Annotated in this window: 24 protein-coding genes; 7 read left to right on the top strand and 17 right to left on the bottom strand. The window is 65.9% G+C overall.

The genetic code is table 11. The features are described from left to right. Window positions 1-5 precede the first annotated feature (5 nt). The 4 genes from WHH00_RS01780 to WHH00_RS01795 all read right to left on the bottom strand — a co-directional run bounded on the left by WHH00_RS01780 (window position 6) and on the right by WHH00_RS01795 (window position 4,554). On the bottom strand, window positions 6-854 hold the full coding sequence (locus WHH00_RS01780; protein ID WP_406636016.1) for a carbohydrate ABC transporter permease: 849 nt from the start codon (window positions 852-854) through the stop codon (window positions 6-8). Next, entirely contained in the window at window positions 847-1,797 is a 951-nt protein-coding gene (locus WHH00_RS01785; RefSeq protein WP_406636018.1) for a carbohydrate ABC transporter permease, read from the bottom strand. Before WHH00_RS01785 ends, WHH00_RS01780 begins: the two co-directional genes overlap by 8 nt. Beyond that, window positions 1,794-3,179 carry an extracellular solute-binding protein gene (locus tag WHH00_RS01790; RefSeq protein ID WP_406636020.1) on the bottom strand — a complete coding sequence of 462 codons (1,386 nt, stop codon included), beginning with the start codon at window positions 3,177-3,179 and terminating at the stop codon, window positions 1,794-1,796. The genes WHH00_RS01785 and WHH00_RS01790 overlap by 4 nt, the downstream gene beginning before the upstream one ends. A gap of 109 nt (window positions 3,180-3,288) precedes the next feature. Beyond that, complete coding sequence (locus tag WHH00_RS01795; RefSeq protein ID WP_406636022.1) at window positions 3,289-4,554, bottom strand: ROK family protein; 1,266 nt, start codon at window positions 4,552-4,554, stop codon at window positions 3,289-3,291. 111 nt (window positions 4,555-4,665) lie between these two features. Between WHH00_RS01795 and WHH00_RS01800 the strand changes: the two genes are divergently transcribed. Continuing rightward, window positions 4,666-5,631, top strand: coding sequence for a formylglycine-generating enzyme family protein (locus WHH00_RS01800; protein ID WP_406636024.1), 966 nt, complete (start codon window positions 4,666-4,668; stop codon window positions 5,629-5,631). A gap of 19 nt (window positions 5,632-5,650) precedes the next feature. Then, window positions 5,651-6,472 carry an alpha/beta fold hydrolase gene (locus WHH00_RS01805; protein WP_406636026.1) on the top strand — a complete coding sequence of 274 codons (822 nt, stop codon included), beginning with the start codon at window positions 5,651-5,653 and terminating at the stop codon, window positions 6,470-6,472. A gap of 12 nt (window positions 6,473-6,484) precedes the next feature. Here the strand turns inward: WHH00_RS01805 and WHH00_RS01810 are convergent, their stop codons facing one another. Together WHH00_RS01810 and glnT are read right to left on the bottom strand one after the other, a co-directional pair. Then, window positions 6,485-7,480 (bottom strand): alpha/beta fold hydrolase, encoded by a 996-nt coding sequence (locus WHH00_RS01810; protein ID WP_406636028.1) that lies wholly within the window; start codon window positions 7,478-7,480, stop codon window positions 6,485-6,487. 8 nt (window positions 7,481-7,488) lie between these two features. Then, window positions 7,489-8,850: a type III glutamate--ammonia ligase gene (gene glnT, locus WHH00_RS01815; RefSeq protein ID WP_406636030.1), complete on the bottom strand. Its 1,362-nt coding sequence runs from the start codon at window positions 8,848-8,850 to the stop codon at window positions 7,489-7,491. A gap of 173 nt (window positions 8,851-9,023) precedes the next feature. Between glnT and WHH00_RS01820 the strand changes: the two genes are divergently transcribed. Together WHH00_RS01820 and WHH00_RS01825 are read left to right on the top strand one after the other, a co-directional pair. Beyond that, window positions 9,024-9,728 carry a TetR/AcrR family transcriptional regulator gene (locus WHH00_RS01820; RefSeq protein WP_406636032.1) on the top strand — a complete coding sequence of 235 codons (705 nt, stop codon included), beginning with the start codon at window positions 9,024-9,026 and terminating at the stop codon, window positions 9,726-9,728. Between the two features lie 123 nt (window positions 9,729-9,851). Further along, window positions 9,852-11,207, top strand: coding sequence for an ammonium transporter (locus WHH00_RS01825; protein ID WP_406636034.1), 1,356 nt, complete (start codon window positions 9,852-9,854; stop codon window positions 11,205-11,207). A gap of 30 nt (window positions 11,208-11,237) precedes the next feature. Here WHH00_RS01825 and WHH00_RS01830 read toward each other — a convergent pair whose 3' ends face one another. Both WHH00_RS01830 and WHH00_RS01835 read right to left on the bottom strand, forming a co-directional pair. Beyond that, entirely contained in the window at window positions 11,238-11,705 is a 468-nt protein-coding gene (locus WHH00_RS01830; protein WP_406636036.1) for a matrixin family metalloprotease, read from the bottom strand. Between the two features lie 150 nt (window positions 11,706-11,855). Then, window positions 11,856-12,242, bottom strand: coding sequence for a hypothetical protein (locus WHH00_RS01835; protein WP_406636038.1), 387 nt, complete (start codon window positions 12,240-12,242; stop codon window positions 11,856-11,858). 365 nt (window positions 12,243-12,607) lie between these two features. Here WHH00_RS01835 and WHH00_RS01840 point away from each other — a divergent pair, with 365 nt between their 5' ends. Together WHH00_RS01840 and WHH00_RS01845 are read left to right on the top strand one after the other, a co-directional pair. Next, window positions 12,608-12,742: a hypothetical protein gene (locus WHH00_RS01840; RefSeq protein WP_350005026.1), complete on the top strand. Its 135-nt coding sequence runs from the start codon at window positions 12,608-12,610 to the stop codon at window positions 12,740-12,742. Window positions 12,743-12,840: 98 nt separating this feature from the next. Further along, window positions 12,841-13,185, top strand: a complete 345-nt coding sequence (locus tag WHH00_RS01845; RefSeq protein ID WP_406636040.1) for a hypothetical protein — start codon at window positions 12,841-12,843, stop codon at window positions 13,183-13,185. An 81-nt stretch (window positions 13,186-13,266) separates the two neighbouring features. On the opposite strand, the gene arsA is transcribed toward WHH00_RS01845, so the two are convergent. The 3 genes from arsA to WHH00_RS01860 form a co-directional block, all read right to left on the bottom strand. Then, entirely contained in the window at window positions 13,267-15,030 is a 1,764-nt protein-coding gene (gene arsA / locus WHH00_RS01850) for an arsenical pump-driving ATPase (protein WP_406636042.1), read from the bottom strand. Window positions 15,031-15,139: 109 nt separating this feature from the next. Then, window positions 15,140-16,387 (bottom strand): NYN domain-containing protein, encoded by a 1,248-nt coding sequence (locus WHH00_RS01855; protein WP_406636044.1) that lies wholly within the window; start codon window positions 16,385-16,387, stop codon window positions 15,140-15,142. Between the two features lie 113 nt (window positions 16,388-16,500). Further along, window positions 16,501-16,821 carry a hypothetical protein gene (locus tag WHH00_RS01860; protein WP_406636046.1) on the bottom strand — a complete coding sequence of 107 codons (321 nt, stop codon included), beginning with the start codon at window positions 16,819-16,821 and terminating at the stop codon, window positions 16,501-16,503. 117 nt (window positions 16,822-16,938) lie between these two features. On the opposite strand from WHH00_RS01860, the gene WHH00_RS01865 reads away from it, so the two are divergent. Continuing rightward, window positions 16,939-17,706: a GPP34 family phosphoprotein gene (locus WHH00_RS01865; RefSeq protein WP_406636048.1), complete on the top strand. Its 768-nt coding sequence runs from the start codon at window positions 16,939-16,941 to the stop codon at window positions 17,704-17,706. Between the two features lie 63 nt (window positions 17,707-17,769). On the opposite strand, the gene WHH00_RS01870 is transcribed toward WHH00_RS01865, so the two are convergent. From WHH00_RS01870 to WHH00_RS01895, 6 genes are all read right to left on the bottom strand, one after another. Next, the gene (locus tag WHH00_RS01870) at window positions 17,770-19,116 is read right to left on the bottom strand and encodes a rhodanese-like domain-containing protein (protein ID WP_406636050.1); all 1,347 of its coding nucleotides are present in this window, start codon (window positions 19,114-19,116) and stop codon (window positions 17,770-17,772) included. A 77-nt stretch (window positions 19,117-19,193) separates the two neighbouring features. Further along, on the bottom strand, window positions 19,194-19,478 hold the full coding sequence (locus tag WHH00_RS01875) for a DUF427 domain-containing protein (protein WP_406636052.1): 285 nt from the start codon (window positions 19,476-19,478) through the stop codon (window positions 19,194-19,196). A gap of 181 nt (window positions 19,479-19,659) precedes the next feature. Further along, the gene (locus WHH00_RS01880; protein ID WP_406636054.1) at window positions 19,660-20,859 is read right to left on the bottom strand and encodes a fumarylacetoacetate hydrolase family protein; all 1,200 of its coding nucleotides are present in this window, start codon (window positions 20,857-20,859) and stop codon (window positions 19,660-19,662) included. Beyond that, window positions 20,856-22,340 carry an aldehyde dehydrogenase (NADP(+)) gene (locus WHH00_RS01885; protein WP_406636056.1) on the bottom strand — a complete coding sequence of 495 codons (1,485 nt, stop codon included), beginning with the start codon at window positions 22,338-22,340 and terminating at the stop codon, window positions 20,856-20,858. Before WHH00_RS01885 ends, WHH00_RS01880 begins: the two co-directional genes overlap by 4 nt. Then, window positions 22,337-23,683, bottom strand: a complete 1,347-nt coding sequence (locus tag WHH00_RS01890; RefSeq protein ID WP_406636058.1) for an L-fuconate dehydratase — start codon at window positions 23,681-23,683, stop codon at window positions 22,337-22,339. The genes WHH00_RS01885 and WHH00_RS01890 overlap by 4 nt, the downstream gene beginning before the upstream one ends. Window positions 23,684-23,829: 146 nt before the next feature. Further along, on the bottom strand, window positions 23,830-24,555 hold the full coding sequence (locus WHH00_RS01895; RefSeq protein WP_406636060.1) for a GntR family transcriptional regulator: 726 nt from the start codon (window positions 24,553-24,555) through the stop codon (window positions 23,830-23,832). Window positions 24,556-24,676 lie beyond the last annotated feature (121 nt).

The following is a 24,676-nucleotide window of genomic DNA, read 5'->3' on the forward strand; positions in this document are numbered from 1 at the left end:
GGCTCCTAACCCTTCACTGCGCCTGCGGTCAGGCCCGCAACAATGTAGCGGTTGGCAATGATCGTGATGATGATGATGGGGATGGCCGCCAGCGTTCCGGCCGCCGCCATCTGGCCCCAGGCCACCTCGAAGGGCTGGACCAGCGAGGCGATGCCCACCGTGAGCGGTGCGGTGACGCCGCCGGAGGTCATGGTGAGGCCGAACAGGAATTCGTTCCAGGCCATGATCCCGGTGAACGTGCCCACGGATGCCAGGCCCGGCTTCACCAGGGGGAGCATCACTGAACGGAAGGCAGTGGCCTCGGAGGCGCCGTCGATCAGCGCAGCCTCGCGCAGGGTTGCCGGCAGTCCATCAAAGTAGACCTTCATGAGCAGTGCCGCGAACGGTAGCTGGAACACGGTGTTCAGGATGACCAGGCCAAGGGTTCCGCCGATGAGGCCGAAGGAGGACATGGTGGCGTAGAGGCCCGGCACCAGCACCATGGGCGGGATCAGCGGGATGAAGGCCGTCAGTGCCAGCAGCGGCAGGAGGACGGCACGGGGAATTACCAGCTGGGACAGGGCATAGCCGGCGAGTGAACCGAACACCAGGCACAGCAGGACGGTTCCAACAACAATGACCAGGCTGTTCCCGAGCTGTGCCAGCAGCGGATTGCCGGGTGAGAGCAGGTCGGTGTAGTTGCTGAGGGAGAAGCCCGCAACGATGTCTGCACCGATGATGTTTTTCAGCGGCTGGAAGCTGAGCGCAACCATCCAGAGGATGGGCACGATCGTGGCGGCAATGGCAGCGATGAGCACGAGTTCGGCAATGGTCCCGATGATGCCCATGCTGGAGCGGGTTTGGGTCTTAGGCATTGGAGGTGCGCCTTCCGGTAACTGCCTTCTTGGCCAGGACGTAGAGGGCGCCCAGCACCGCAAAGATGAGGATGATGGCCACGCCCAGTGCTGAGCCGTAGCCCAGTTCCAGCCTGTCGAAGAAGATGGTGCGGATGTGGAGGCTGATGAGGTTCGTGGCGTTGCCAGGCCCGCCGTGGGTCAGCAGGAACATTTCGTCGAACGCCTTGACGGACATGATGAGGCGGATCACTGCGGAGGTGATGATGACGGGCAGGACCATGGGCAGGACCACCATCTTGATGCTCTGCCATTCGCTGGCGCCGTCCACCCGTGCAGCCTCAAGGATTTCGGTATCGATCGATTGCAGTGAGGTGTACACCAGCAGGAACACCAAGGGAGTCCAGTGCCAGACGTCCACCGCGAGGATGGACAGCATGGCGCCGACGGGCTCGCCCAGCCACCCCTGTTCAGGAAGGCCGACGGCGAGCAGCACCTTGTTGACGGCGCCGATGGTGGGGCTGAGGAGCAGAAGCCAGATAACGCTGACGACGACGGGAGCCACCACGGTGGGCCAGATCAGGATCCGCTTGGCAACAGTTTTCATGAACACGGCCCGGTCCAGCATGACGGCCAGCATCGTTCCGAGCACCACCGTGAACACGACGGCGCCGATGATGAAGACCACGGTGGCGAACAGGACGGGGAGGGTATCGGGATCCGTCAGGATGCGGGAGAAGTTGTCCAGCCCGGCGAACTCCATCTGGAATCCGCCCTGGATGACCTGTACTTCGGAGGTGGCCATCCGGAACAGCTCCACTGCGGGGTAGACGCCGAACAGCAGGAGGAAGAGCGCGAACGGGGTGAGCGCAACCAGCCCAAATTTGGACCAGGACTTCTTCCCGCGCCGGGCCGCTGTTCGACGGGAGGCGCGCAGCGGCGCCGTCGTGGTGGCGGCGGTCACTTCAGGTACCCCGCATCCTTGACCACCTTGGTGACCGCGGACTGCAGGGCTTCCATGCCCTCTGCGGGGCTGACCTGGCCCGCGGCGATCTGGGACAGGTACTTCTCGGTCTCAGCCGCCATGGCGGGGCCAAAAGGCTGCCGGATGGACGGCTTGATGTGTTCCACGGATTCCTGCAGCGGCTTTAGGTAGGCCGAGCCGTCGCCGGATTCCGCACCGGAAGCCAGCGCGCTGCGGCGGGTGGGGATGCCGCCGGCGTTCATGAAGATGGACTGTGCCTCGTCGGTGAGGACCCATTTGATGAAGTCCAGTGCCGCCGTCGCCCGTTCTGCCGGCAACCCGGCGGGGATGGCCAGGCTCCATGTGCCGCTGGTGGGGGCCGGGGTGCCGCCGGGCCCGGCAGGTACTTCGGCAAAGCCCACGACGCCGGCGATCTGGGATTTGTCCTCGCTCAGGAACTGGCTGGCCGCTGCGGCCACCACATGCGTCTGCAGTGCCTGGCCGCCCTGCATGAGCGAGATGACTTCCGCCTGGCCCACGGTCTGGGGCTGTTCGGGTCCGATCTTGGCCAGTTCCCGGTACGTTGTGGCGGCCGCGATGCCTGCCTGCGAGTTGATGGTGGGTGTCCAGTCCACGCCTTCTTCCTTGAACCACGAGCCTCCGTGGCTGTAGAAGACGGGCATGAATTCATAAGTCACAGAAAGGCCGGCCTGGGCGGCCTGGGCGCGGGGCACGTAACCGTAGCGGATCTTTCCGGACTCCACGGCCTTGCGTCCGTTGGAAATGGCTTCCTCCCAGGTCTTGGGAACCGAAAGGCCCAATTCCTCGTAGAGATCCTTGCGGTACACAAAGAGGTCCATATTGCCGTTGATCGGGTAGCCCATGACCTTGCCGGTCTCGGCGGAGCTCTTCTTTTCCGCGTCCCAGTAGGGGAGGTTTGCGTACGTCAGGACTTCGGAATCGATGGTGAAGCCGGGATCGATGGCATCGAAGGGCTGGACCCAGCCGTTGGAGTAGAACTGGCCAACACCGAATTCATCGATCTGGAAGACATCGAAGGGGAAGCTGCTTCCCTGGACGGCGTTCGTCTGCTGCGTGAACAGGCCGTCGTACGGGAACTCCCTCAGGGTTACCCTGATGCCGCTTTGCTCCTGGTATTTCGCGGCCATCTTGCGGTAGGCCTCAAGCCAGGGGGTCTTGGCCGTGGGGATCACCAGCTCTGTGACTTTTCCGCCACCGCCGCCGCCTCCGAGTGCGCCGCCCCCTCCCTGGCTGCACGCCGCCACGCCGCCCAGGAGCGGGACTGAGGCTCCCAGCCCAAGAACCTGCAGGAAGCGGCGGCGGTTGGTTTCAAACTTGGCCTGGTCACTCTTGGGGATCATCGCGCTCTCCATTGAACGGCCTCCGCGGCAACGGAGGGATAGGGTTTGGTTAGGTGATGTAACTAAATTCAGATTAGGGTGGGCTGCATCACATTGTCAATACATGCCTCTACCCTGTGACGGTCCAGGGGGAGCGCACCAGATCGCTGATGGCTGTATCAATCCCGCCATCAAGGACCGCGTCAGTGCCAAGCCGCGAAACGGTGATTTCCGTCCCGTGGGTGAACTCGCCCTCAGCCCAGAGGCCGAGCTCTTCTTCAAAGGCGGGCATCAGCAGCGGGGCCAGCTGGGTCAGGTATCCGCCCAGGATGATCACGCGCGGATCAAAGATGGCCGTCAGGGTGGACACCGCGCGGGCAAGCCACTTTCCCTGGTCGGCCAGTTCCTTCCGGGCGGCAGGGTCCCCGTCCTGGACTGCCGCCAGGGCTTCACTGACCCTGACCGCGGCGGAGGACGAATGGTGGCCGGTGGAACTCTCCAGCGCAAGTGACAGCGGGGCAACGCCCACGTAGGTTTCCAGGCAGCCGGCGCGGCCGCAGTAGCACGGACGGCCGTCATGGTTGACCGTCAGGTGCCCGAACTGGCCGCCCATGCCGGCGTCACCCCGGAGGATTTCCGAATGTTTTTGAAAGGAACCACCCACGCCCATTTCGCCGTAGAGGAGGAGGACGCCTTCTTCGCTGGGAATTTCGGAGTTCTTGCGTTCGGCATGGATCGCCAGATCCGCCAGCTTGTCCAGGGTGAAGGCAACGCCTCCGCCGGAGCGTTTTTCCAGCTCATCGACGACCCGCACGTCCGTCCAGCCCAAGCTGAGGGATTTCAGCACCACGCCTTCGGCGTTGTCCACGAAGGCGGGGCAGCCGACGCTGACACGCACGATTCTCATGTCCTCGGCTGCGGCGGAGGACTCGGCCTTCCTGATCAGGTCGCCTGCAAGATCCAGGACGTATTCCGGCTGGTGGTCACTGGCCGAAACCTCCAGCCGCCTGGTGAACACGACCCTGCCTTGGAGAGACGTGCACTTGAGGGCGATGTGGTCCACGTTGAGTTCCAGGGCCCCAACGGCCAGGGCGGTGTCGCTCATCTCAAGGACGCGCGCGGGCCGCCCGGACTTTCCGGTCGGCGCCAGGCCGGATTCCTGGATCAGCCCCATCTCCTGAAGCTCGTTGACGAGGTGCAGGACGGTAACCCGGTTCAGCCCTGATTCTGCAATGAGGTCCGCGCGGGTGACGCGCTGGCGGTCCCGCACGGCCTTCAAGGTCGCCGAGAGGTTGTGCCGGCGGATGTCCACCAGGCTCGGCGGGACACCTGCTCCGCCAGCCGACGCCGTCGTTTGCGGCTTTCCCGTAGTGGGCCTGCCCCCCAGCTTTGTCACGGAGTCTCCTGAGATGAAAAGGGTATAGTTTTGTTATCTAACTCAACTAAACCACGACGGCGGCCGCCCCCACCACGTTGGCCTGCCGGCAATGGGTGATCCGGAGGGCAGATGCACGACGCGGACGGATGCTGCGCCCCGGCCCGGCGGAGTTCCGGAAACCGGACTGCCGGAGACTTCCCCGCCGAAGACGTACCGCCAATCCGGGTAGGCGGAGCATCCCAGGCGCGGGCCGAGGTAGCTGTTCCGGCCGGACGGTTCCGAATGGGGGACGCCTTCGATGAAGGTTACCCGGCCGACGGAGAAACACCCGTGCACGGCGTGGTGCTCGACGGCTTCCGCATTGACGCCACGGCCGTCACCAACGAGCAGTTCGCCGCCTTTGTCGAGGCAACCGGGTACCGGACGGAAGCGGAACTGTTCGGATCGTCGGCCGTCTTCCACCTCCTGGCGCAGGCAGACAAAAAGGACGTGCTCGGTGTTGCTGCCGGGACTCCCTGGTGGCTCAACGTCCGTGGGGCTGACTGGGCCCACCCCGGCGGACCGAAGTCCCACTGGTCAGCGCTGGCGACGCACCCGGTGGTCCATGTCTCGCACAATGACGCGCTGGCCTATTGCGCGTGGGCCGGACGCCGGCTCCCCACGGAGGCTGAGTGGGAGTACGCAGCCAGGGGCGGCCTCGAAGGGCAGCGCTACCCCTGGGGGAACAGCCTGCTCGGTCCCGGGGAGGAACACCTCTGCAACATCTGGCAGGGCACCTTCCCTGCTGCGAACTCGCAGGACGACGGCCATTTGGGGACGGCTCCCGTGATGTCCTTTCCGCCGAACGGGTACGGCCTTTACGAGGTCAGCGGCAATGTGTGGGAGTGGTGCTCCGACTGGTTCCTGCCTAAGTACTACCGCAACTCAGCGGCTGAGAACCCGCCTGGGCCCACTATCGGTGCAGGACGTGTGATGCGCGGCGGCTCGTACCTGTGCCACGACTCCTACTGCAACCGCTACCGTGTGGCCGCCCGAAGTTCGAACACCCCGGAATCCTCCAGCGGGAACACCGGATTCCGCACGGTAGCCCTTTAAAGCCGACGGCGCCCGGGCCATGCGACAGCACACAGTGGAAACGTCCGACGGCGGCCACCTTCGCGTTTCCAGCTTCGGGGACGGGCCGGGTGTGGTGCTTGTGTGCGGGACGAATACCGTTGCGCCAACCTACTTCAGAACCGCGAGGCGGCTCAGCAAAGGCCTGCCCGTCCACGTCTACGATCGACGGGGCAGGCCTGGATCCAGCCTGCAGCCGCACGACTACTCCATGCACACCGAGGTGGCCGACCTCGGGCGCGTCCTGGACGCCACCGGCAGCACTATGGTTTTCGGCCACAGCTATGGCGGGGCGGTTGCCCTCGAGGCCGGGCTTCAGCTGCCCGTCCGGCGGATCGCCGTCTACGATGCCGTTCCCAACATCGGCGGTGCAGTGCCAACCCATTTCCTGCCCGAGTTCGAATCGGCGGTGCAACGAGGTGACGTGCACCGGGCTGTGTCAATCCTGGGGAAGGGTATATCCGCCAAGCTCAACGCAAGCCCGCTTCCGGAACCTGCCTTCCAAGCGGTGGTCCGTATCCTGGCGGTGGCCACACGCAAGGGCAGGGCGTGGAAAGGCACGGTGCACAGTGCGGTGAAGGAACTCGCCCTGCTGGACGGCCACCGGCCTCCTGCGGAGCGCTACGCCGACATTCCCGTTCCCGTGCTTGTGCTCTTCGGTTCCAGGAGCGATGAGTTTTACCGGGTGATAGCCCAGGCCCTCTCCGCCCAGTTGTTGGACGGCCGCTGCACGGCTGTGCCTGGAGCGGATCACGGCGCGCTGGATCGGGCACCTGGCGTGCTGATCTCCCATCTTTCGGAGTTCTTCGCCCACGGGTACTAGTTCTGGCACTTGTCAGCCATCAAGAAGCTGTCGCATGGCATCGCCGATCTGATCCGTTTCCGCGGCCCGGATTCCGGGCCGTCCGGCGATGTGCCCAAGGTTGGATTGGAGCGGACGGAATTCGGCTCCGGGGATCAAATCGGCTTCGATCCTGCTGTCCGCTACGGGGAAATAGAGGTCGGAGGTGCCCGGCATAACGATGCAGCGCGCCCGGATCCGCCCCAGTGCCGCCTCGAACCCGCCGCGCGCAGGATTCCCGACGTCGGCCCGCTGCCATGTGCCCAGCACCGTCAGCAGGTTGTTGGCATCCATGTGCTCGTGATCGTCTGCCCAGTCGTCGAGCACGTAGCCAACGTCGCTGTAGCCGAGCTCCCGGTAAGTGCCGTTCCGGAAGAACTCCTGGGAGTACGCCCAGCCGGCATACACCGTCCCAAACGCCCGCAGGCCGCTGACAGGCGGGGAGCTGTACCGGCCGCCGTCGTACGCCTGGTCAGTGGTCAGCGCAGCTCTCACGCCCTCAAGGAAGACAAAGTTGTGCGGTGAACAACGGGCTGCCCCGGCAACCGGAAGGATGGCGGAGACCATCTCCGGGAAGCGGACAGCCCATTCGTACGCCTGCAGGGCGCCCATGGACCAGCCGGCGACCATGCGGATGTGTTGGACTCCGAGGGCGGTGAGCAGGCGATGCTGCGCGATGACGTTGTCCGCGATGTCGACACCCGGGAAAGCAGCACCCCTGATCTCGGGGGAGGCGTAAGAGGGGGAGGTGGACAGGCCGTTGCCGAACATGTTGACGGCAACGATGAACCAGCGCTCCGGGTCCAGGATCCTGCCGGAGCCGATCCAGGGTTCGTAGCTTGCGTGAGTGCCGGTGTAGTAAGAGGGGAGGAGGACGCAATTGTCCCGGGCCTCGTTGAGTTCCCCGTAGGTCTTGTAGGCGAGCTTGGCGTCCGGCAGGTCCGGGCCGGAGACCAGCCCGATCCTGCCGAGTGCGAATTCCTGGTGCACGGGACCGCTTAGAAGAACTTCAGGTACCGCTTGGTCTCCCATTCGGAGACGTGGGCCTGGTATTCGTCCCACTCCTGCCCCTTGTAGTCAATGTAGGCGTTGTACATCGACTCGCCGAACACATCGCGGGACAGGCTGTCCGCGGCGAACTCCTCGATGGCCTCGCCCAGGCTGCGGGGGAGCAGGCCCAGGCCGTTCTTCAGGATCTCGGCTTCCGTGTAGTTGTACATGTTCTCGGTGTGCGGCGCCCCGGGATCGAGGTTCTCGCGGATGCCTTCCAGCCCTGCCGCGAGGATGATGGCAGCACCGAGATAGGGGTTGCAGCTGATGTCCGCTGCGCGGCACTCCACCCTGCCGCCCGCCAGGGGCACGCGGATCATGTTGGTGCGGTTGTTGTTGCCATAGCTGACGAACACAGGCGCCCAGGTGGAGCCGGACATGCTGCCCTTGCGGACCAGGCGCTTGTAGCTGTTGACGGTGGGGGCAATGACGGCGCAGATGGCGGGTGCGTGCTTCAGGACGCCGGCGATGAACTTGTAGCCCAGTTCCGAGATGCCGCAGCCGCGGGGGTCGTCGTCGGTCTCGAAAAGGTTGACGCCGGTTTCCGCGTCGGCAAGGGACATGTTGAAGTGGGCGCCGGAGCCGCTCCGGTCGGCGAAGGGCTTCGGCATGAACGTGGCGAAGTACCCGTGCTTGCGGACCATCTCGTTGGCCATGAGCCGGAAGAACACTGCCCGGTCTGCCATCGTGAGGGCATCCGAGTACTTGAAGTCGATCTCGAACTGTCCCTGGGCGTCCTCGTGGTCGAAGGAGTAGACGCCCCACCCCATGTCGTTCATTGCCTCGACCATCTCGGTGAGCCAGTCGAAGTTGTCCAGGGCGGCCGGGGCGGTGTAACAGGGCTTGCTGAGGTTGTCCCGGTCGCTGACCTCAACAGGACCCCCAGGGGTGTCCTTCAGGACGAAGAACTCGGTCTCGATACCCAGATTGAAAGTGAATCCCAGCTCCTTGGCGGCTTCAAGCTGCCGCTTCAGGATGTTCCGTGAGGCCGCCTCGAAGGGCTTGCCCTCGGTGTAGAGGTCGCTGGCGAAGTAGGCCACCTCCTTGCGCCAGGGAAGCTGCACGGCGCTGTCCAGGTCGGGAATGGCCGAGAGCTCCTCGTCGCTGATGTCCTGGGGGAGGCCATCCAGGGCGGCGCCGGTGAACAGTTCCGAGCCGGCGGCCATCTGCGGCAGATGTGACAGCGGGACGAACTTCGTCTTGATATTGCCGTGCAGGTCAACGAAGCTCGACATCGCGTATTTGACGCCTGCCTCGCGGAGCTTCTGCTGCACTGTATCAACCGCGGCCTGTGCCGTTTCCACGCTCATGGTGTCTCCTTATTGGGGTTCGCTTCGGCATCCTGGCCGATGCCTTTTCGATAAGTTATTGAAAGTCTGTCTGGCAGCAATTTCGATAGGGTGTCGAAATTGTTTCAGGCCCGTAAATCATTCGCGGATAGGCTCTTGGGTAAGTTCAGGACAGTGCGGCGGCAGGGGTAGAAATGGCGAAGGATGCGGCATCATCGACGGCGGGGCGTCCGCGCCTGAGCGGCGCCCCTACTGGGTCCCCGCGGCAGGACATTATCCGTGAGGCCACCGCACTGTTCGTGGCAAAGGGTTACGCGGAAACCACAATGAGCGAGATCGCCCGCAGCGCCGGGCTGCGGCAGTCCTCGCTCTACTACTGGTTCGCCCGGAAGGAGCATATTCTCCAGGCGCTTTTGGAGGAGAATCGGGGTTCACTCGCGCTGGCGGCGGCATTGGAGGTCCAGACCGGCCCGGCCTCACCTCGGCTGTACGCCGTCCTTCACGCCGATGCCATGCAGTTATGCTCGGCGCCGCTGGATTTCTATGAGTTCGAGCGGGTGGCGCGCACCCAGCCCCAGAACTTCGGCGCATTTTTTGACGACTATGCCGCGCTGCACAGGCTGACGGCATCACTTGTCCGGCAGGGTGTCGAATCGGGTGAGTTTCAGGCTATTGACTCCGACGATGCGGCCACGGCCGCGCTGGGTCTGAACGAGGGCCTTCAGCGGCACTACCGCCAGCCCCTTCCGGGGCTGCGATCCTATACCGCGGAGCAGGTTTCAGGACTCAGCGCAGACACCACCCTTGCCCGGCTGCTGGTGTTGCAAGCGGACTTGGCTGACATCAGGGCAGATGCAGCGGCCCTTACCGCCGCGTGGAACCCCTCCGCCGAAAGTTAACTCACCCGAAACGAATTCGATATGGCATCGAAAACGTCGGCTCCAAGTATTTACATAGCGTATCGAAACGCTGGTGCCCCGCTCCCGGGCGGCGTGCCCGTCACCTAGCCCTTGGAGATTCGAATGGACACTGCCACTATCGCGGGCAACACGGCGTGGGTGCTCACCGCCGTCATTGCCGTCGCGCTGATGTTGCCCGGCCTGGCGCTCTTCTATGGCGGGATGGTCAGCCGCAAAACCGCCATGAACATGATGCTCATGGTGTTCGGCTCCTTCTGCGTTGTGGGTGTTCTCTGGATCGTTTTCGGCTACTCCGCCGTCTTCGGCAATTCAATCGGCGGGCTGGGCCTGCTGGGCAACCCGCTGGAGTTCGCGGGGCTGGGCCAGCTTCTGACCGCCCCGGACGACGCCGCCCTGCCGCCACTCGCGCTCGCGGCACTGCACTTGATGTTCGCCGGCCTGACGGCCGGCATCGTAGCTGGTGCGGCGGCTGACCGGATGAAGTTTGGTGCCTGGCTTGCTTTTGCGGGCATCTGGGCCAGCCTGGTCTATTTCCCGGTTGCCCACTGGGTATTCGCCTTCGACTCGGCGGACGGTTCCGTCCAGGGAGGCTGGATCGCCAACACTCTCGGTGCCGTCGACTACGCCGGCAGCACAGCCATCCACGTCAACTCAGGTGTGGCCGCGCTCGCCCTGGCTGTTGTGCTCGGCAAGCGCCGCACGTGGCCCGTGCAGCCCAAAGCTCACAGCCTCCCGCTGACGCTGCTGGGCGTCGGGCTACTCTTCACAGGCTGGATCGGATTCGACGGCAGCGGCCTGGGTGCTGCCGACAATAACGCAGCCGTCGCAGTTTTCAACACCGTCGCGGCCACTTGCGCCGGCGTCGTCTTCTGGCTCCTCGTGGAGAAGCTCCGGGACGGTCATCCCACCACCCTCGGCGCTTCCTCGGGTGCCATCGCCGCCCTCGTCGCCATCACCCCATCCTGCGGTGCCGTCACTCCGCTCGCTGCAATGGCCATTGGCGGTGCCGCCGGCGCCGTCTGCTACTTCGCGGTCGCGCTCAAGTACAAGCTCGGTTTCGACGACGCACTCGACGTCACCGCTCTGCACTTCATCGGCGGCGTAGTTGGCGGCCTCCTGATCGGCATCCTCTCCACTCCGGAGGCGCCCAGCGGCGCGGCAGGGCTGCTCTATGGCGGCGGCTTCGAACTCCTGGGCCGGCAGGCGCTCGCAATCCTGGCCGTCTTCGCCTACACCTTCACCGTCACTTGGGTGATCGCAAAGGTCCTTGACCTGACCATGGGTATCCGGGTTGCGGCGCCGATGGAGGCGAAGGGGCTCGATATCAGCCTCCACGCTGAGAACGCCTACGAAAACGGCGAGGCCAAGGCCCACGCCCCGCGCGGACATGCCGAACAGCTGCACCACCTGGTGGACGAAAAAGCGGTTGAGGATGCACCTGCACGCACAGCACCCTGAAGCCTGTTGGGGGCCGGCAGATCAGCCCGGTCACATCCGCGGAACGCACTTGCCGGTCCCCAACAAAGCCAGGCCGGCGCGGTCGCCGGCACCGAAGTCCAGCTGCCCGCTGTTCTCTTCATACATGAGCTGGGTGGGGTCGCTTACATGGTCCAGCCCGACCACATGCGCCAGCTCATGCATGATGACGGCCCGGACCAATGCGGGCCCGTCCGGATAAGCCAGCGTTTCCGAGAGGGCCGGTGCGTCAAGGAGGACCTGGCCGCTGACGTACACATAGGGCTCGCCTGGCATTTGGATGGATGTACTGCCGCCGGTCCCCGCGACGCTTCCCGCCAGCTCCGGCGCTGCCTCCGGTGTGGACCATGAGATCAGGACAGGCACCCACTTCTTGCCGTACCTGTCAGGCTGGTATGCCGCGCGGTCTTGTGATGGTGCCTCGTCCGTAAGGCGGTCGTAGACGAACTTCAGCCCGGTTGCTGCGGAAACCGCGGCCACGGAATCCGTGATGAGCTGCTCCGTGCCCGGTGGCGCCAATTCCGGGCGGACAACGTAATGGACCGGGCGACACGGGTCATAGGCCACAAAAGGCTGGCCCGGGTCAGGAGACTCCTGCAGGACGAACGCGGTGGACCCGGTCGTGGCAGGCTAGACGCCGAGCGGAGACGAAGCAGCTTCGAACCCCGGGGGAGGCACGTCTGATCCAGGCAGGTGGGGCAACGCCGCGGACAGGACGAACCGGTCGAAGAGGTTGGGGGTGAAATAGAGGCCTACGACGAGTGCGAGGCCCAGGACCGTGGCCCACCTCGCCTTCCATTTACGGGCGCGTGCTGGTTTGATGCGGCGATAGCCGCGTCTTTTGCCCGCAATTTGTAAAGGAACTGTACGCCAGGGCTCGGGATCCTGCAGTTTGCCGAGGGCTTCATCGATCGCCCACTGCGGGATACGCCCGCTCGGCGAACGCCGGACGCCCGGGATGTTCCGCCCGCCGGCCGACGTGCCGGAGAAATCGCTCTTGCCGAAATCCGGTACCACCGGTGCCCCCTTGCGCCCCCAAACCCATCCTCTGAGACAGGTCCGCTCAGCATAATGGCTGTTTCCCGGCCCCGCCATGGGGTGCTCCGGGCCCACTGTCTGAGGGCCTTATGCGGCGGTGCGAAGGCGCATGACTGCATCGTAATGACACTTTTATTTAGCCTTTTCACTGCGGTGACATGAATCGTGGGAAAAACGCCTGGATTGGCAAAAGACAATTCCCTCAAGTGTCCGTGGTTACGGTGCCAATTTCAGCCGGGCTGGCCCATCTGAGCCGGGAACTCCGGGATTTTCACCGGGCTGGCTTAAAAGTTAAAAGTGGGTATGGTACTGGGTAACGCAAAGCATAGAAAGGCGTGATTCCGATGTCCGGAAAATCCCCGAAAAGCGGTGCCATAAAAAAGGCGGGCAAGACAATTCTCGAAAAGCGTGCCGATAAAAGGGCTAAAAACGAGAACAGCGAACTGAATTTCGCAAAGCCGCGCAAGAACCAGCGCTGACAAGCCCGCGGGCAGCCGGGAACGGAACTCCTAGCCCGCCCGGCTGCCCGCGCTCCATCCCTGTTTCATATCCTCGTGCTCAGTTCCAAGGACTCACCATGAACATTTCCTGCAAGGCCCTGGTGGTTCCGGCCCGGCTGTCCCACCCGGTGCACCTCAAACCCCTTGACCTGGACGCCACAGCACTCCAGCGCGTGGCCGCCGGAGAAATCGGGTACATCGCCGGCCGCGGCTGGCGCGCCTACCTGAACAATGACGGAAGCCGGTCCTTCCCCAACCTGCGGGCGGAAGTGCTTATCCGGGAAGCGGGCGTCGAGCTGGACGAGCCCATCCACGGAACGGCCCTGTTGCTGGGCTACGTGGACCCGGGCGACGAGACGGACGCGCCACGTCACCTCATCAGCCTCGCTGAGCAGCTGTTCGACATCCCGCTGGCTGCGTGACCGCTCGAACAGTGCGTGGCCGGCCTAACAAGAAAACGGACGACGGCGGGAGGTCCCGCCGTCGTCCGTCCCACCTTCCCGCTAAACCCGCTGGGTGGTGAACGCCGTCAGCGCCGTCAGCTTCGCCTCTCCAATGGGCTCTTCCGGCAGCAGGGGAATGAGGGCAAACCGCTCGGCCATGGCCCGAACTTTCGTAATCTGGTCCGCCTCTTGGGCCGCGCGGGCACGAAGGAACGGCGAGCGCGGGTGGGCGGCGGCGATGGAGTTGTTGATGACCCAGGCCCACGGATGGATCCAGGCCCGTTCCAGGTCTACCTTGAGTTCCTCCGCCTCCAGCACGGGCGTGGTCTCGGCCAGCGTCACCAGGATGACCTTTGTTCCCACCGGGTCCTGGAGTCGCATCAGCGGAGTCACGAATCCCATCGAGTCCCCCACCTGCCGGGAGATCTCCCGGTGGTAGGAGCCCGTGGCATCCAGCAGGAGGAGAGTATGTCCGGTGGGTGCGGTGTCCATCACCACGAAGTGCCGCCGGGACTCCTGGACAACCCGGGAGAACTGCCGGAACACCGCAACCTCGTCCGTGCAGGGCGACATCAAGTCCTCCGCCAGCGCCGCCCGGCCTTCGTCGTCCATGCTCCTGCCCTTGGTGTCCATCACGTGGGCGCGGTATTCCTGGATGGCCGCCGCCGGGTCAATGCGGGACACCGTCAGCCCTGCGACGGACCCGTGCAGCGTCTCGGACAGGTGCGCCGCCGGATCGGTGGTGGTGAGGTGGACCGCGTGCCCCCGCCTGGCCAGGGCAACCGCGATCGCCGCAGCCACCGTCGTCTTTCCCACGCCGCCCTTGCCCATGCACATCACCAGCCCGTGTCCGTTGGCCTCAATGCCGTCCACCAGTGCGGCAAGCGGGGCGTCTTCGACGTCAGGGAACGACGGCGGTCCCTCCGCAGCGTCCGCCAGCAGCGAGGGAGCAAACAGGGATTCGAGCGCAGGAATCCCCACCATGTTGCCGGGCTTGAGCTCGAGGACATCGCGGGGGAGCCCGGCAACCGCCCCGGGGATGGCCGCCATGGCCGCAGCCTCCCGGGCACGCAGGGCCTTCGCAAGCTCCTCCCCGCCGGCTGCCTCGGGCAGCACACCATTAACCACCAGGTAACCGCCGCTGATGCCGATCTGGTTCAGCTCAAGGTAGGTCCGCTCAACCTCCTTAAGGGATGACGGCTGGGCCCGGGTCACCAGGACAAGCCGGGTACGCAGCGGATCGGCGAGGGCCTGGACCGCCCGAGCATACACCTCCTTGTGCTTGTCCAGCCCGGACAGCGGACCCAGGCAGGACGGTTCCCCTGCGCCGGTGGCAAGGAAATCCGTCCACGAGCCGGGCAGCTGCAGCAGGCGGATGGTGTGGCCGGTCGGGGCGGTGTCAAAGATGATGTGGTCATACTCCGCATAGGAAGCATCGTCTCCGAGCAGGCGGGTGAACTCGTCGAAGGAGGCCACCTCCGTGGTGCAGGAACCGGAAAGGCTCTCGGCGATGCCGGCCAGTTCCGTCTCCGGCAGGATTCCGCGGACTGGGGTGAGGATCCGCTCCCGGTAAGCCTCGGCTGCCTGCTCCGGGTCGATTTCCAGGGCAGCGAGGCCCGGTACTTCCGGAATTGCGGTGACGGTATTTCCAACAGTAAGGCCGAAGACCTGCCCGATGTTGGACGCGGGGTCCGTGCTGACCAGCAGCACCTTCCGGCCGGCCCGCGCCAGGGAGAGAGCCGACGCACACGCCACCGATGTCTTGCCCACGCCGCCTTTGCCCGTGAAAAACAGGAACCGGGGCGGGGCGTCAAGGAACTTCATGCAAGCCAGTCTTGCAACCGGCAGGGGATGGGCCCAGAGCCAAACGTCCCGGAGCCGGCCCTCCCGCAAGCGGCCGCCGGCTTCAGAGGCGCGTCCCGCCGTCGTCCGCCTAAGCCTGTCCGTTCTCCAGCAGCCCGCCGCTCGCCCAGCGCCGCACCGCAAGCTTTTCGCCGGCGTCGAACTCCAGCAGCGCCACCCGGCAGAGTTCCTCCACGTTCGCCGTCCACGCTGCCGCCAGCTCGGCCGCCGTCGACTTGTCGCTGAGCTGGAAGTTGGCGTAGGCGAGGCCCTGCAGCACAAAGCTCACCGCATTCCGGGAGACCGGCTGGCCCGCGCTGACGCAGTCGTCCCGGACCTGGCGGGACAGTTCGGTGCGGTTGAGCGGCGGATGTTCCCGGAGCCGGGCCGCCATGGACTGGAAAATCTGCCGGAACTGGGCAGTGGACAGTGCCGGCACGTCCGTCACCCGGGTGACCTGCTCCTCGATGCGCGGCTGGAGGTCCGCAGGCAGGGGAAGATCCTCGGTTGAAAACCGCTTCGCGTCCCAGACCCAGCCGCCCTGCGCTGCCGAATATTCCACGTCTTTGCCGATCTGCGAGACCCACGTGCCGAACTTTCCGAACCCGCCCCAGTCCGTCTTCAGCGAGGGGTCGGCCGTGAGCGCCCGGTGCGCCACCATCGCCCCCACCACCGGTCCCGGCGCGGACCGGACGAAGTCCAGCACCTCGCGGATGGCAGGGGAGCTGGCTTTGGTTTTCGGCTTGGCCGCGGCAGGGGCCTGCGCCTGCTTCGCTGCTGCCCCCGCGTGGAGGGGCTCGGCGGTGGTGCCGTGGAGGATGGCCACGAAGTCGTGCGACTCCACCACGTGGTCCGCCATTTCCCGGTAGGCGAAGGCCACGGCGCCGGCCGCGATAACGGTGGTCATCCGGTCGGCGGCCCGGAACCGCTGGATCAGGGACGTGAAGTCGGCATCGGCCGAGGCGATGAAGAATTCCTCGATGCCGCCGCTGCCGGACAGGGCGTCCATCGCGTCCAGCACCAGGTTGATGTCCGTGCTGCTTTTGCCCCGCTGCGTCAGCGACGGGCAGTCGATCACACGGAAGCCGGCGCGGGTCCAGTAAGTCCGGTACTTCGAGTAGACCATGGGGTTCAGGTAGCAGTTGCGGATCAGGAAGCGGCGGGCGCCCTCCCCGGATCCTCCGGCTGACAAGGCGTCCGCCCAATGCTTGGGGTCCTCGGCAAACCGCTTGGCGGCCAGGGGGTCCAGGGCCTGTAGGCCTGTGAACACGTTGTCGAAGTCAACAAACATCGCTGCCCGGATGCCGGGCCGGCGGGAGGGGGAGAGTGCCTCGTTCATTGGCCTAGTGTGCCAGCATCGCAGCGGGGCGGGCAGCCCCTCCGGGTGCGACACGCAAGCGGACGACGGCGGGAGGCGGCCGCCATCGTCCGCTTCCCCCTTGGCTGAGGTGCTTAGGTGCTGAGGCTCCAATGGACGCGGATGGCCTCGGCGATGGGGGCGGCCTTGACGTCAACCCGGAACGCAACAGGCGCGGTCCCGGTTTCTTCGATGACGGCGTCGCGGTAGACGCGGCCGCAGGAGGGACAGAGGGTGTAGAGATCCTCGTCCCTGGGCCACTCCGCAAGCTCCGGCGGGGCAGGGGCTTCACCTGAATACACGGGGACGCCCTGGGCGTTGGCCTGGATCAGTCCGTCCTTGCTCACGGTGTTGCCGCACAGGCAGGTGATGGTGGTGACGTCATGGCCAATCACATCGGCAGTTTCGGTGTCCACGGCGGCCTCCGCGGCGCTGGAAGGGACGTTTGTGGTACCAGCTTAAGCCCGCAGATCCGCCGCAAAACAGGTACTTCGGCCGTAGCGGCCGCCAACTTGCGGGCGCACCATGGTGCTATGAACGCGGAAACTCCCCAAGCGGTTGAACTGAGCCTTCCCCAGGCTTTCCTCCTTCTGGCCACCGATGACAAGGACGGCAAACCCGAAGTTCCGGTGTTCGCCCTGCGGACCACGGTGGCCGGGGCAATCCTGGCCGAGCTGGACCTCCTCGGTGCCATCGGGCTGGAGGGTAAACACGTCCGGGCCACCGGCACCACCCCTGAAACGGAGCTCCAGCACGAGCTGGAGCTCATCCGCGGCAAGTCACGGCCGCACAGCCCCCGGCGGTGGGTGTCCATGCTGGAAGGCCGCGCCCAGACGCAGCGCATCTACGAACAGATGGCAGCGGCGGGCATGGTGGAACACGCTGGCGAGAAGCATCTGGGGCGGTTCCGGGCAGTGCGCTACCCCGAGAAGGACCATGCCCCGGAGGCCGCGCTGCTTGAAAAGATCCGGACAGCACTCAGGGCGGCCCCGTCCGGCCTCCAGCCGCCGGAATCCGGAGCGGCTGAGGCGGGCGCGGCTGAGGCCGGCGCGGCTACAGGGCCGGAATCCGCAACATCCGAAGCAACGCCAGCCACCGCGAAGCCAGCAACCACGGGGCCCGAGCCCCGGACCATAGCGCTGATCGCCCTGATGCAGGCGGCCGGGCTGCTCGGCAAGCTCTTTCCGGAGGCGGACAGGATCCGGGCCAGTGAACTGGCCAAGGACTACTGGCCGTCCCGGGCGGTGGAGGATGAACTCCGCATGATCAGGCTGGCGGAAGAGGAAGCCGCAAACCTCTAGCGGGACTAAAAGCAAGAGGACGACGGCGGGAGGTCCCGCCGTCGTCCGCTCACCATTACTGGTTCACGCCAGGGTGAGGCCGGCCTTCTTCGCGTCGCCGAAGCTCGCGTTGATGTGCACCACGTCGCGGCCGGTGCGCTGCAGCAGGCTCGCAGCCACGGCGGAGCGGTAGCCGGAGCCGCAGTGCACCCACAGCCGGCCTGAGGGGACCTCATCCTTGCGCCGGAGCAATTCGTGGAGCGGGATGTTCACCGCATCCTGGATGTGGGATTTTTCGAACTCGTCCGTGCGGCGGACATCCAGGATGGGATCGTCCTCGGGCTTCTGCAGCACTTCCTGCCAGCCGACACTGTCATAGGAGGAGGTTGCCGCCCGGGGCGCAACGTCCCCGGGTCCGGCGCCGATGGCCGCATCCGGGTTGTCGATGCCGATGCGGGACAGGTCCCGGATGGCGTTCTCCACGTCCTGGCGTTCACCCACCAGCGTTAGCTGTTCGTCCCAGGGCAGGACCCAGCCCAGGAAGGCGGTGAACTGGGTGCCGTCGCCGTACTCGAAGCTGAGGCTGCCGCTCAGGTGGTTGCTGGCAAAGGCAACGCGGTTCCGCAGGTCCACCACCCACTCTCCCCGCTCCAGCCGGAATGCCAGCTCGTCCTGGTCCAGCGAGTCCGGCAGGTCCAGGTCCGGTGCGGTGGGGCCTGCCATGTTGATGGGGGCCATGTGGGCGTAGTAGGACGGATAGGCCGTGAGGTTGTGGATCAGTTCGCGGACAAAGTGGTCCTCGTCGGGGTCCGTCAGGGCATGGTTGTCGTTCAGCTGCTCGCCGATGGTGGAGGACTCCGCGCCGCTGGCCGGGCCCGAGGAACAGAAGGAACCGAAGCCGTGGGTCGGGTACAGCCCGGCGTCCTCAGCCGCCTCATCCACCAGCCGCCGGACCGACCTGTACTGGTGGTGGGTCAGCGGCACGGTGTCTTCCTCGCTGACCAGGTCCGTGCGGCCCACGGAGCCGTACAGCAGGCTGCCGCCCGAGAACACCGCCTGGCGCTCGCCGTCGGTCACGATGTAGGAGAGGTGGTGGTGGGTGTGCCCCGGCGTCGCCACGGCCTTGAGGACCATCCGTCCCACCTGCACCGTTTCCCCGTCGGAGATCGGCTGGCGGCTGTACGGGACATCGTCCGCGGCGTTGACCAGGTAGGCGGCGTTGTGGTCCTGGGCCAGCTGCAGCCCGCCGGTGACGTAGTCGTTGTGGATGTGCGTCTCGGCCACGTGGGTGATCCTCACGCCGGCGTCCGAGACGGCCTTTTCCACCCTGTCCGTGTCCCGCTGGGGATCGATGACCACTCCCACCGCGCCGTCGTGCACCAGGTAAGTGCGGTCGCCCAGCTGGGGCGTTTCGATGGTGATGACTTCCATGCCGGATTCCTCCTTGAACGGTTATCAGCGTGATCGCCACGTTACCGCCCGGGCATCCCGGCTGGTAGGAGGATCAGTCAGCCCTCGATGGTCACTCCGCGCCAGAAGGCGATCCGGTCCTCAATCTGCTGGGCGCGGGGCCTGGGATCCGGGTAGAACCAGGCGGCGTCCACATTGAGCTTCCCGTCCACTTCCAGCGTGTGGTAGCTGGCCCGGCCCTTCCATGGGCAGACGGAGTAAAGGTCGCTGTCCCTCAGGTAGCCGGCGTTAACGGCGTCGCGGGGGAAGTAGTGGTTGCCCTCCACCACCACGGTGTCCGTTGATTCGGCGATGACTTTTCCGTTCCAGATAGCCCTGACCATGTGGTTCCGTTCTGTTGGGTGCCGCGCGGCGGCGGAACTGTCGTAGGTATCCCAACGCCGCGCCCGGCGGGCTTGTTCCCGGACGGAAGCGGACCGAGCCGGGAGGGCGGGCGCCGGAAGCGGACGACGGCGGGAGGTTCCGCCGTCGTCCGGCCTCCTTGGGAGCGCCGCGGCACCCGGCCTAGCGTCTGGCGGCGGCGGACCCGGCAGGCTCGCGCTGGTGGTGCAGGTATTCGAACAGCTGCCGAAGCCCGAACTGCCATTCCGGCAGTTCCTCGGCGGGGCCCACCTGGTTGATGAGTGCGCCGAGGTGCCGGCTGCGGATGGTCACGGTGTCACCCATCTTGTGCGTGAACCCCTGCCCCGGTTCGTCGCGGTCCTGGGTCGGGGCAAAGAGGGTGCCGGTGAACAAGGCGAAGCCGTCAGGGTACTGGTGGTGCCGCCCGCGCGTGGCGGCCACGAGCTCCTCGAACGGCCGGCTGATCCGGGCCACTGAATTGCGGCCCTCCAGCACGTAGCCGTCCGCACCCTCCACCCGCAGCAGGATCTCCTCGTCGCGGAGCGTGTCCAGCGTGAAGGCCCCGTCAAACAGCCGGATAAACGGGCCCAGCGCACTTGACGCATTGTTGTCTTTGGCCTTGCCCAGCAGAAGCGCGCTCCGGCCCTCCACATCACGCAGGTTGACGTCGTTGCCCAGTGTTGCACCCACGACGGAACCGTCCGACGCAGCCACCATCACGAGCTCCGGTTCGGGGTTGTTCCAGTGGGAGAACGACGGAATCCCCACCTGCGCGCCAAGCCCTACGGACGCCAGCACCGGAGCCTTGGTAAACACCTCGGGGTCCGGCCCGATGCCCACCTCGAGGTATTGCGACCACAGCCCTTCCGCGATCAGCACCTTCTTGGCCTCGGCAGCCTCGGGGGAGCCCGGCCGGATGGAGGCGATGCTTCCGCCCAGGGCCGTGGACACCAGCTCACGGGTCTGCCGGGCACGGCTGGCGTCTCCGCCGCAGCGCTCCTCGATGACCCGCTCGATCATGCTGTCCACGAATGTCACGCCGCAGGCTTTGACCACCTGCAGGTCCACCGGCGCCAGGAGGTACGGCCGCGCTGTGTCCCGCGCCAGCGATGCCTTGATGATCTCCGGTGTTGACCACCGCGGCCGGGTCATCGCCGCCCGGACATCGGCCACGACATCCGGGCGCTCGAGGAGTTCGGAGACCGTCCCGGCCAGCGGCTGGAGGTCATATACGTCCCCGCCCTGGACCGCGACGACGCGTGGCCCTGACGTTTCCACGTCCCACACCCGGCCAATCAGGAGGGCTGACCCGGCATCCTCCGGCAGGACAGCTGACGGGCTCAGGTCACGGGACCCGTTCACTGTCCGCCCCCAGCCGCTGAAGCGGACACGGCTGCGGGCCGCCGCCATGCGCCGTCGACGCGCTGCGGCACCCGCCAGGGGTTGCCGTCCTGCACCGGTTCCGGCAGCCGTCCCTCCGGGAAGGACTGGTAGGCCACCGGCCGCAGGAAGCGGCGGATGGCGGCGGTGCCCACGGACGAGGTGTTGGACGAGGTGGCCGGGTACGGGCCGCCGTGGTGCTGGGCGTAGCTGACGGTGACCCCGGTGGGCCAGCCGTTCCACAGCACCCGGCCGCTGATGTCGGTGAGCCGCGCGGCGAGGTCGGAGACGTCGTCGCCCGCTTCCGCCTGGAGGGTGGTGGTGAGCTGCCCCTCAAGGAGCCCGGCCAGGGCCGGGAGCTCGGACTCATCCCCGTACTCCACAATGAGGCTTGCCGGCCCGAACATTTCCTGCCGGAGGATGGAGGGATCGGTGCGCACCGCGTCCGCCGAGGTGCGCAGCACAGTGGGTGAGGGCGCCTCGGCGAAGTCGCCCTCAACAAGCACCTCCACGCCGTGCGTGCCACGGAGATGGCCGACGGCGCCGGCGTACCCCTCGTGCAGGCGTTCGCTCAGCAGCGGGGCAGGGGCGAATCCCTCAAGCGCTCCGTTCAGCGCCGCGCGGACCGTGTCCCAGTGCCCGCCAGGAACGAAGAGCAGACCAGGTTTGGTGCAGAACTGTCCCATGCCCAGGGTGAAGGACGCGGCATAGCCGGCGACGATCTCGTCGCGGCGGGCTGACCAGGCGTTCTCGGTGACAAAGACAGCGTTGATGCCGCCCAGCTCGCCAAAGAAAGGGATCGGTTCCGGCCGAGCGGCGGCACGGTTGAACAGGGCGCGGCCACCCGCCGTCGAGCCCGTAAAGCCGATGGCCTTGACCAGCGGGTGGTCCACCAGCGCCTCTGCTGCTGGCCGCCCGGTCACCAGGGCAAACAGGCCCGACGGCGCCCCGGCGGCGTCCAGTGCGGCCACCACCACCTCCGCGGTCCGCAGGGCAAGCTGCAGGTGGCCGTCATGCGCCTTGTGCACCACGGCGCAGCCGGCCGCAAGCGCGGATGCGCTGTCGCCGCCCATCACGCTGAAGGCAAAGGGGAAGTTGGAAGCGCCAAAGACGCCCACCACGCCGAGCGGCACGTTGTACCGGCGCAGGTCGGGCCGGGGCCCCATGCCCCACTCCGGATCCGCGTGATCGATGGTGGCGTCGAAGTGTTCGCCGCGCCGGATTTCGTCCGCGAACAGCCTCAGCTGGAAGGTGCTGCGCCTTAGTTCGCCGCGGAGCCGCGCCTCGGCCAGGTGCGTCTCCTGTTCCGCCAGCGCCACAAGCGCGTCAGCGTCTGCGTCCAGCGCTGTTGCCACGGCGTCCAGCCAGGCGGCGCGGGTGAAAGGATCCGCCGTGCGTGCTTTTTCGAAGGCGGCGTGGGCGCTCTCGACGACGGTGCCCAGCTTTTCGGCGCCGGTGGTCATCGGGCGCCTCCCGCCTGGGCGAGCGTGGCGCCGGTGACTGCGGCGCGGGTGCCTACTTCGGCCCAGCCGGCGCCGCCCGGGAATTCCCAGCGGGACCGCGAGGCGCTGAGCATTTCGGCGCCGGTGCCGGGCAGCTGCGGGGCAGCGTAACGGCCATTGGTGATGCGGACAGGCTCGGCGAAGTGCTCGTGCAGGTGGTCCACGTATTCGATCATGCGGTTGTCCTGCGTGCCGGTGATTGCCGCGTAGTCGAAGAAGGAGAAGTGCTGGACCAGTTCGCAGAGCCCCACTCCGCCGGCGTGCGGGCACACCGGGACGCCGAACTTGGCAGCGAGCAGCAGGATGGCGACGTTCTCGTTGACGCCGCCCACGCGGGTTGAATCGAGCTGGAGGACATCGATGGAACCGGCCTGCAGCAGCTGCTTGAACACGATGCGGCTGGCGACGGCTTCACCGGTGGCAACGCGGACGGGCGCAACACCCTTGCGGATGTCCGCGTGGCCCAGGATGTCATCCGTGCTGGTGGGCTCTTCAATCCAGTACGGGTTGAATTCGGCGAGCTGGTTCACCCACTCGATGGCTTCCGAGACTTCCCACCGCTGGTTGGCATCGATCGCAATGGGCAGCCCGCCCACGGCCTGCCGTGCAAGGGCCATGCGGCGGCGGTCATCGTTGATGTCGCCGCCCACCTTGAGCTTGATCATGGAGAAGCCGTCCGCCGCCGCTTCCTTGCTCAGCCTTACGAGCTTTTCGTCGCTGTACCCCAGCCAGCCCGGGGACGTGGTGTAGGCGGGGTAGCCGTCGGCTTTGAGGGAAGCGATCCGTGCGGCTTTGCCGTCCTCACCGGCGCGGAGGATGTCCATCGCCTGCTGGGGGTTGAGGGCATCACGGATGTGCGTGAAGTCCACGACGTCGACGATTTCCTCGGCGGGCATTTCGCTGAGCAGGAGCCAGAGCGGTTTGTTTTCCCGCCGGGCGCGGATGTCCCACAGTGCGCTGACCAGGGCGCCGGCTGCCATCTGGGTGACGCCCTTCTCCGGGCCGAGCCACCGCAGCTGCGAATCGTGGATGAGCCGCTTGGAGGCGTTGCCGAGGTCGTAAATGAGCTCGTCGATGTCCCGGCCGCGCAGGAGGGCGGCATAGGAATTGATGGCGTGGGTGATGATTTCGTTGCCGCGGCCGCAGCTGAACACAAAGCCGTGGCCTTCGTCGCCCGCGTCGGTGCGGATGACTACGTAAGCGGCGGAGTAGTCAGGGTCAACGTTGACCGCGTCGGAGCCATCGAGTTCCAGGGACGTGGGAAAGCGGACGTCCTGGGTATGGATGGAAGTAATGGAAGGCATGCTGTTCTTCTCTCTGAAATCTGAGGAGTGAGGGTAATTCCTATACGAATCCTCTTAATCATATATGAAGTGTGATGTGAATCAAGGGCGGGCGGGCTGAGGCCAAAAAAGAAGCCCCGGCCTGGTGGCCGGGGCTTCTGTTCGTTTCACACGATGCGGGTCCTGGGTGGTCCGCCCTCCTCGAGCGGCTCAAGGTCGACGGTCCCCTCGAAGGCCTGCGCAAAGCGGGCGAACGAGTTCCTGATGTGCTGTGCCATCGCCTCCTCCGCCGCCTCGGGCCGGCAGGCCAGGATGGCCTCCCTGACTGCCGAGTGCTCGGCCACCGTGATGGCCCCGTCCACGTCCGCCGGGTAGAGGCGGAAGGTGTGCAGGTGGCAGTGGGTCTGGGCGAAGGCGTGCCGGACTACCGGATTCCCTGCCGCGGCCAGGATGGTGTCGTGGAAGCGGGTGTCGTGGGCAACGAGGTCCTGCCGAAGGTCGTGACCGTCCCGCATCACGGACTGGAAGGCGGCCAGCTCCTTCTCCAGGGCGCGCGCAGGATTGGCCAGCCGGTCCACTGCCGCCGCCCGGGCAGCCCACGGCTCCACCAGCAGCCGGAATTCAAAGAGGGAGCGCAGTTCGTCGAGCGCCAGCAGGGGAGTGGTGCTGTAACCCCGGCCCGGCGTGTAGACCACCAGGTTGTCACCCTCCAGCCGCTGGAGCACTTCCCGGACCGGAGTCTGGGAGACACCCATGGCGCGTGATACCGCGTCGATGTTGATCCGCGTACCCGGCTCGATCTCGCCGTTCAGGATGGACGTGCGCATGGCGGCATAGACGTCGGTAACGGCTGCCTTGGTGCGGGACGTATCGGACGGTTGACGTGGGGGCACGCTTTTTACCTCTTTGCATGGGGGCCGGAGTCGCTGTGGGAATCATAAGCCACCCGCCGGATTCGGGCCCGAGCCGAAGTTTTTCCCGGCGGGGACTTGTCCTGGATCACTTTCTATATAT

This window comes from Pseudarthrobacter quantipunctorum (assembly GCF_045291495.1).
Taxonomy (GTDB): Bacteria; Actinomycetota; Actinomycetes; order Actinomycetales; family Micrococcaceae; genus Arthrobacter; species Arthrobacter quantipunctorum.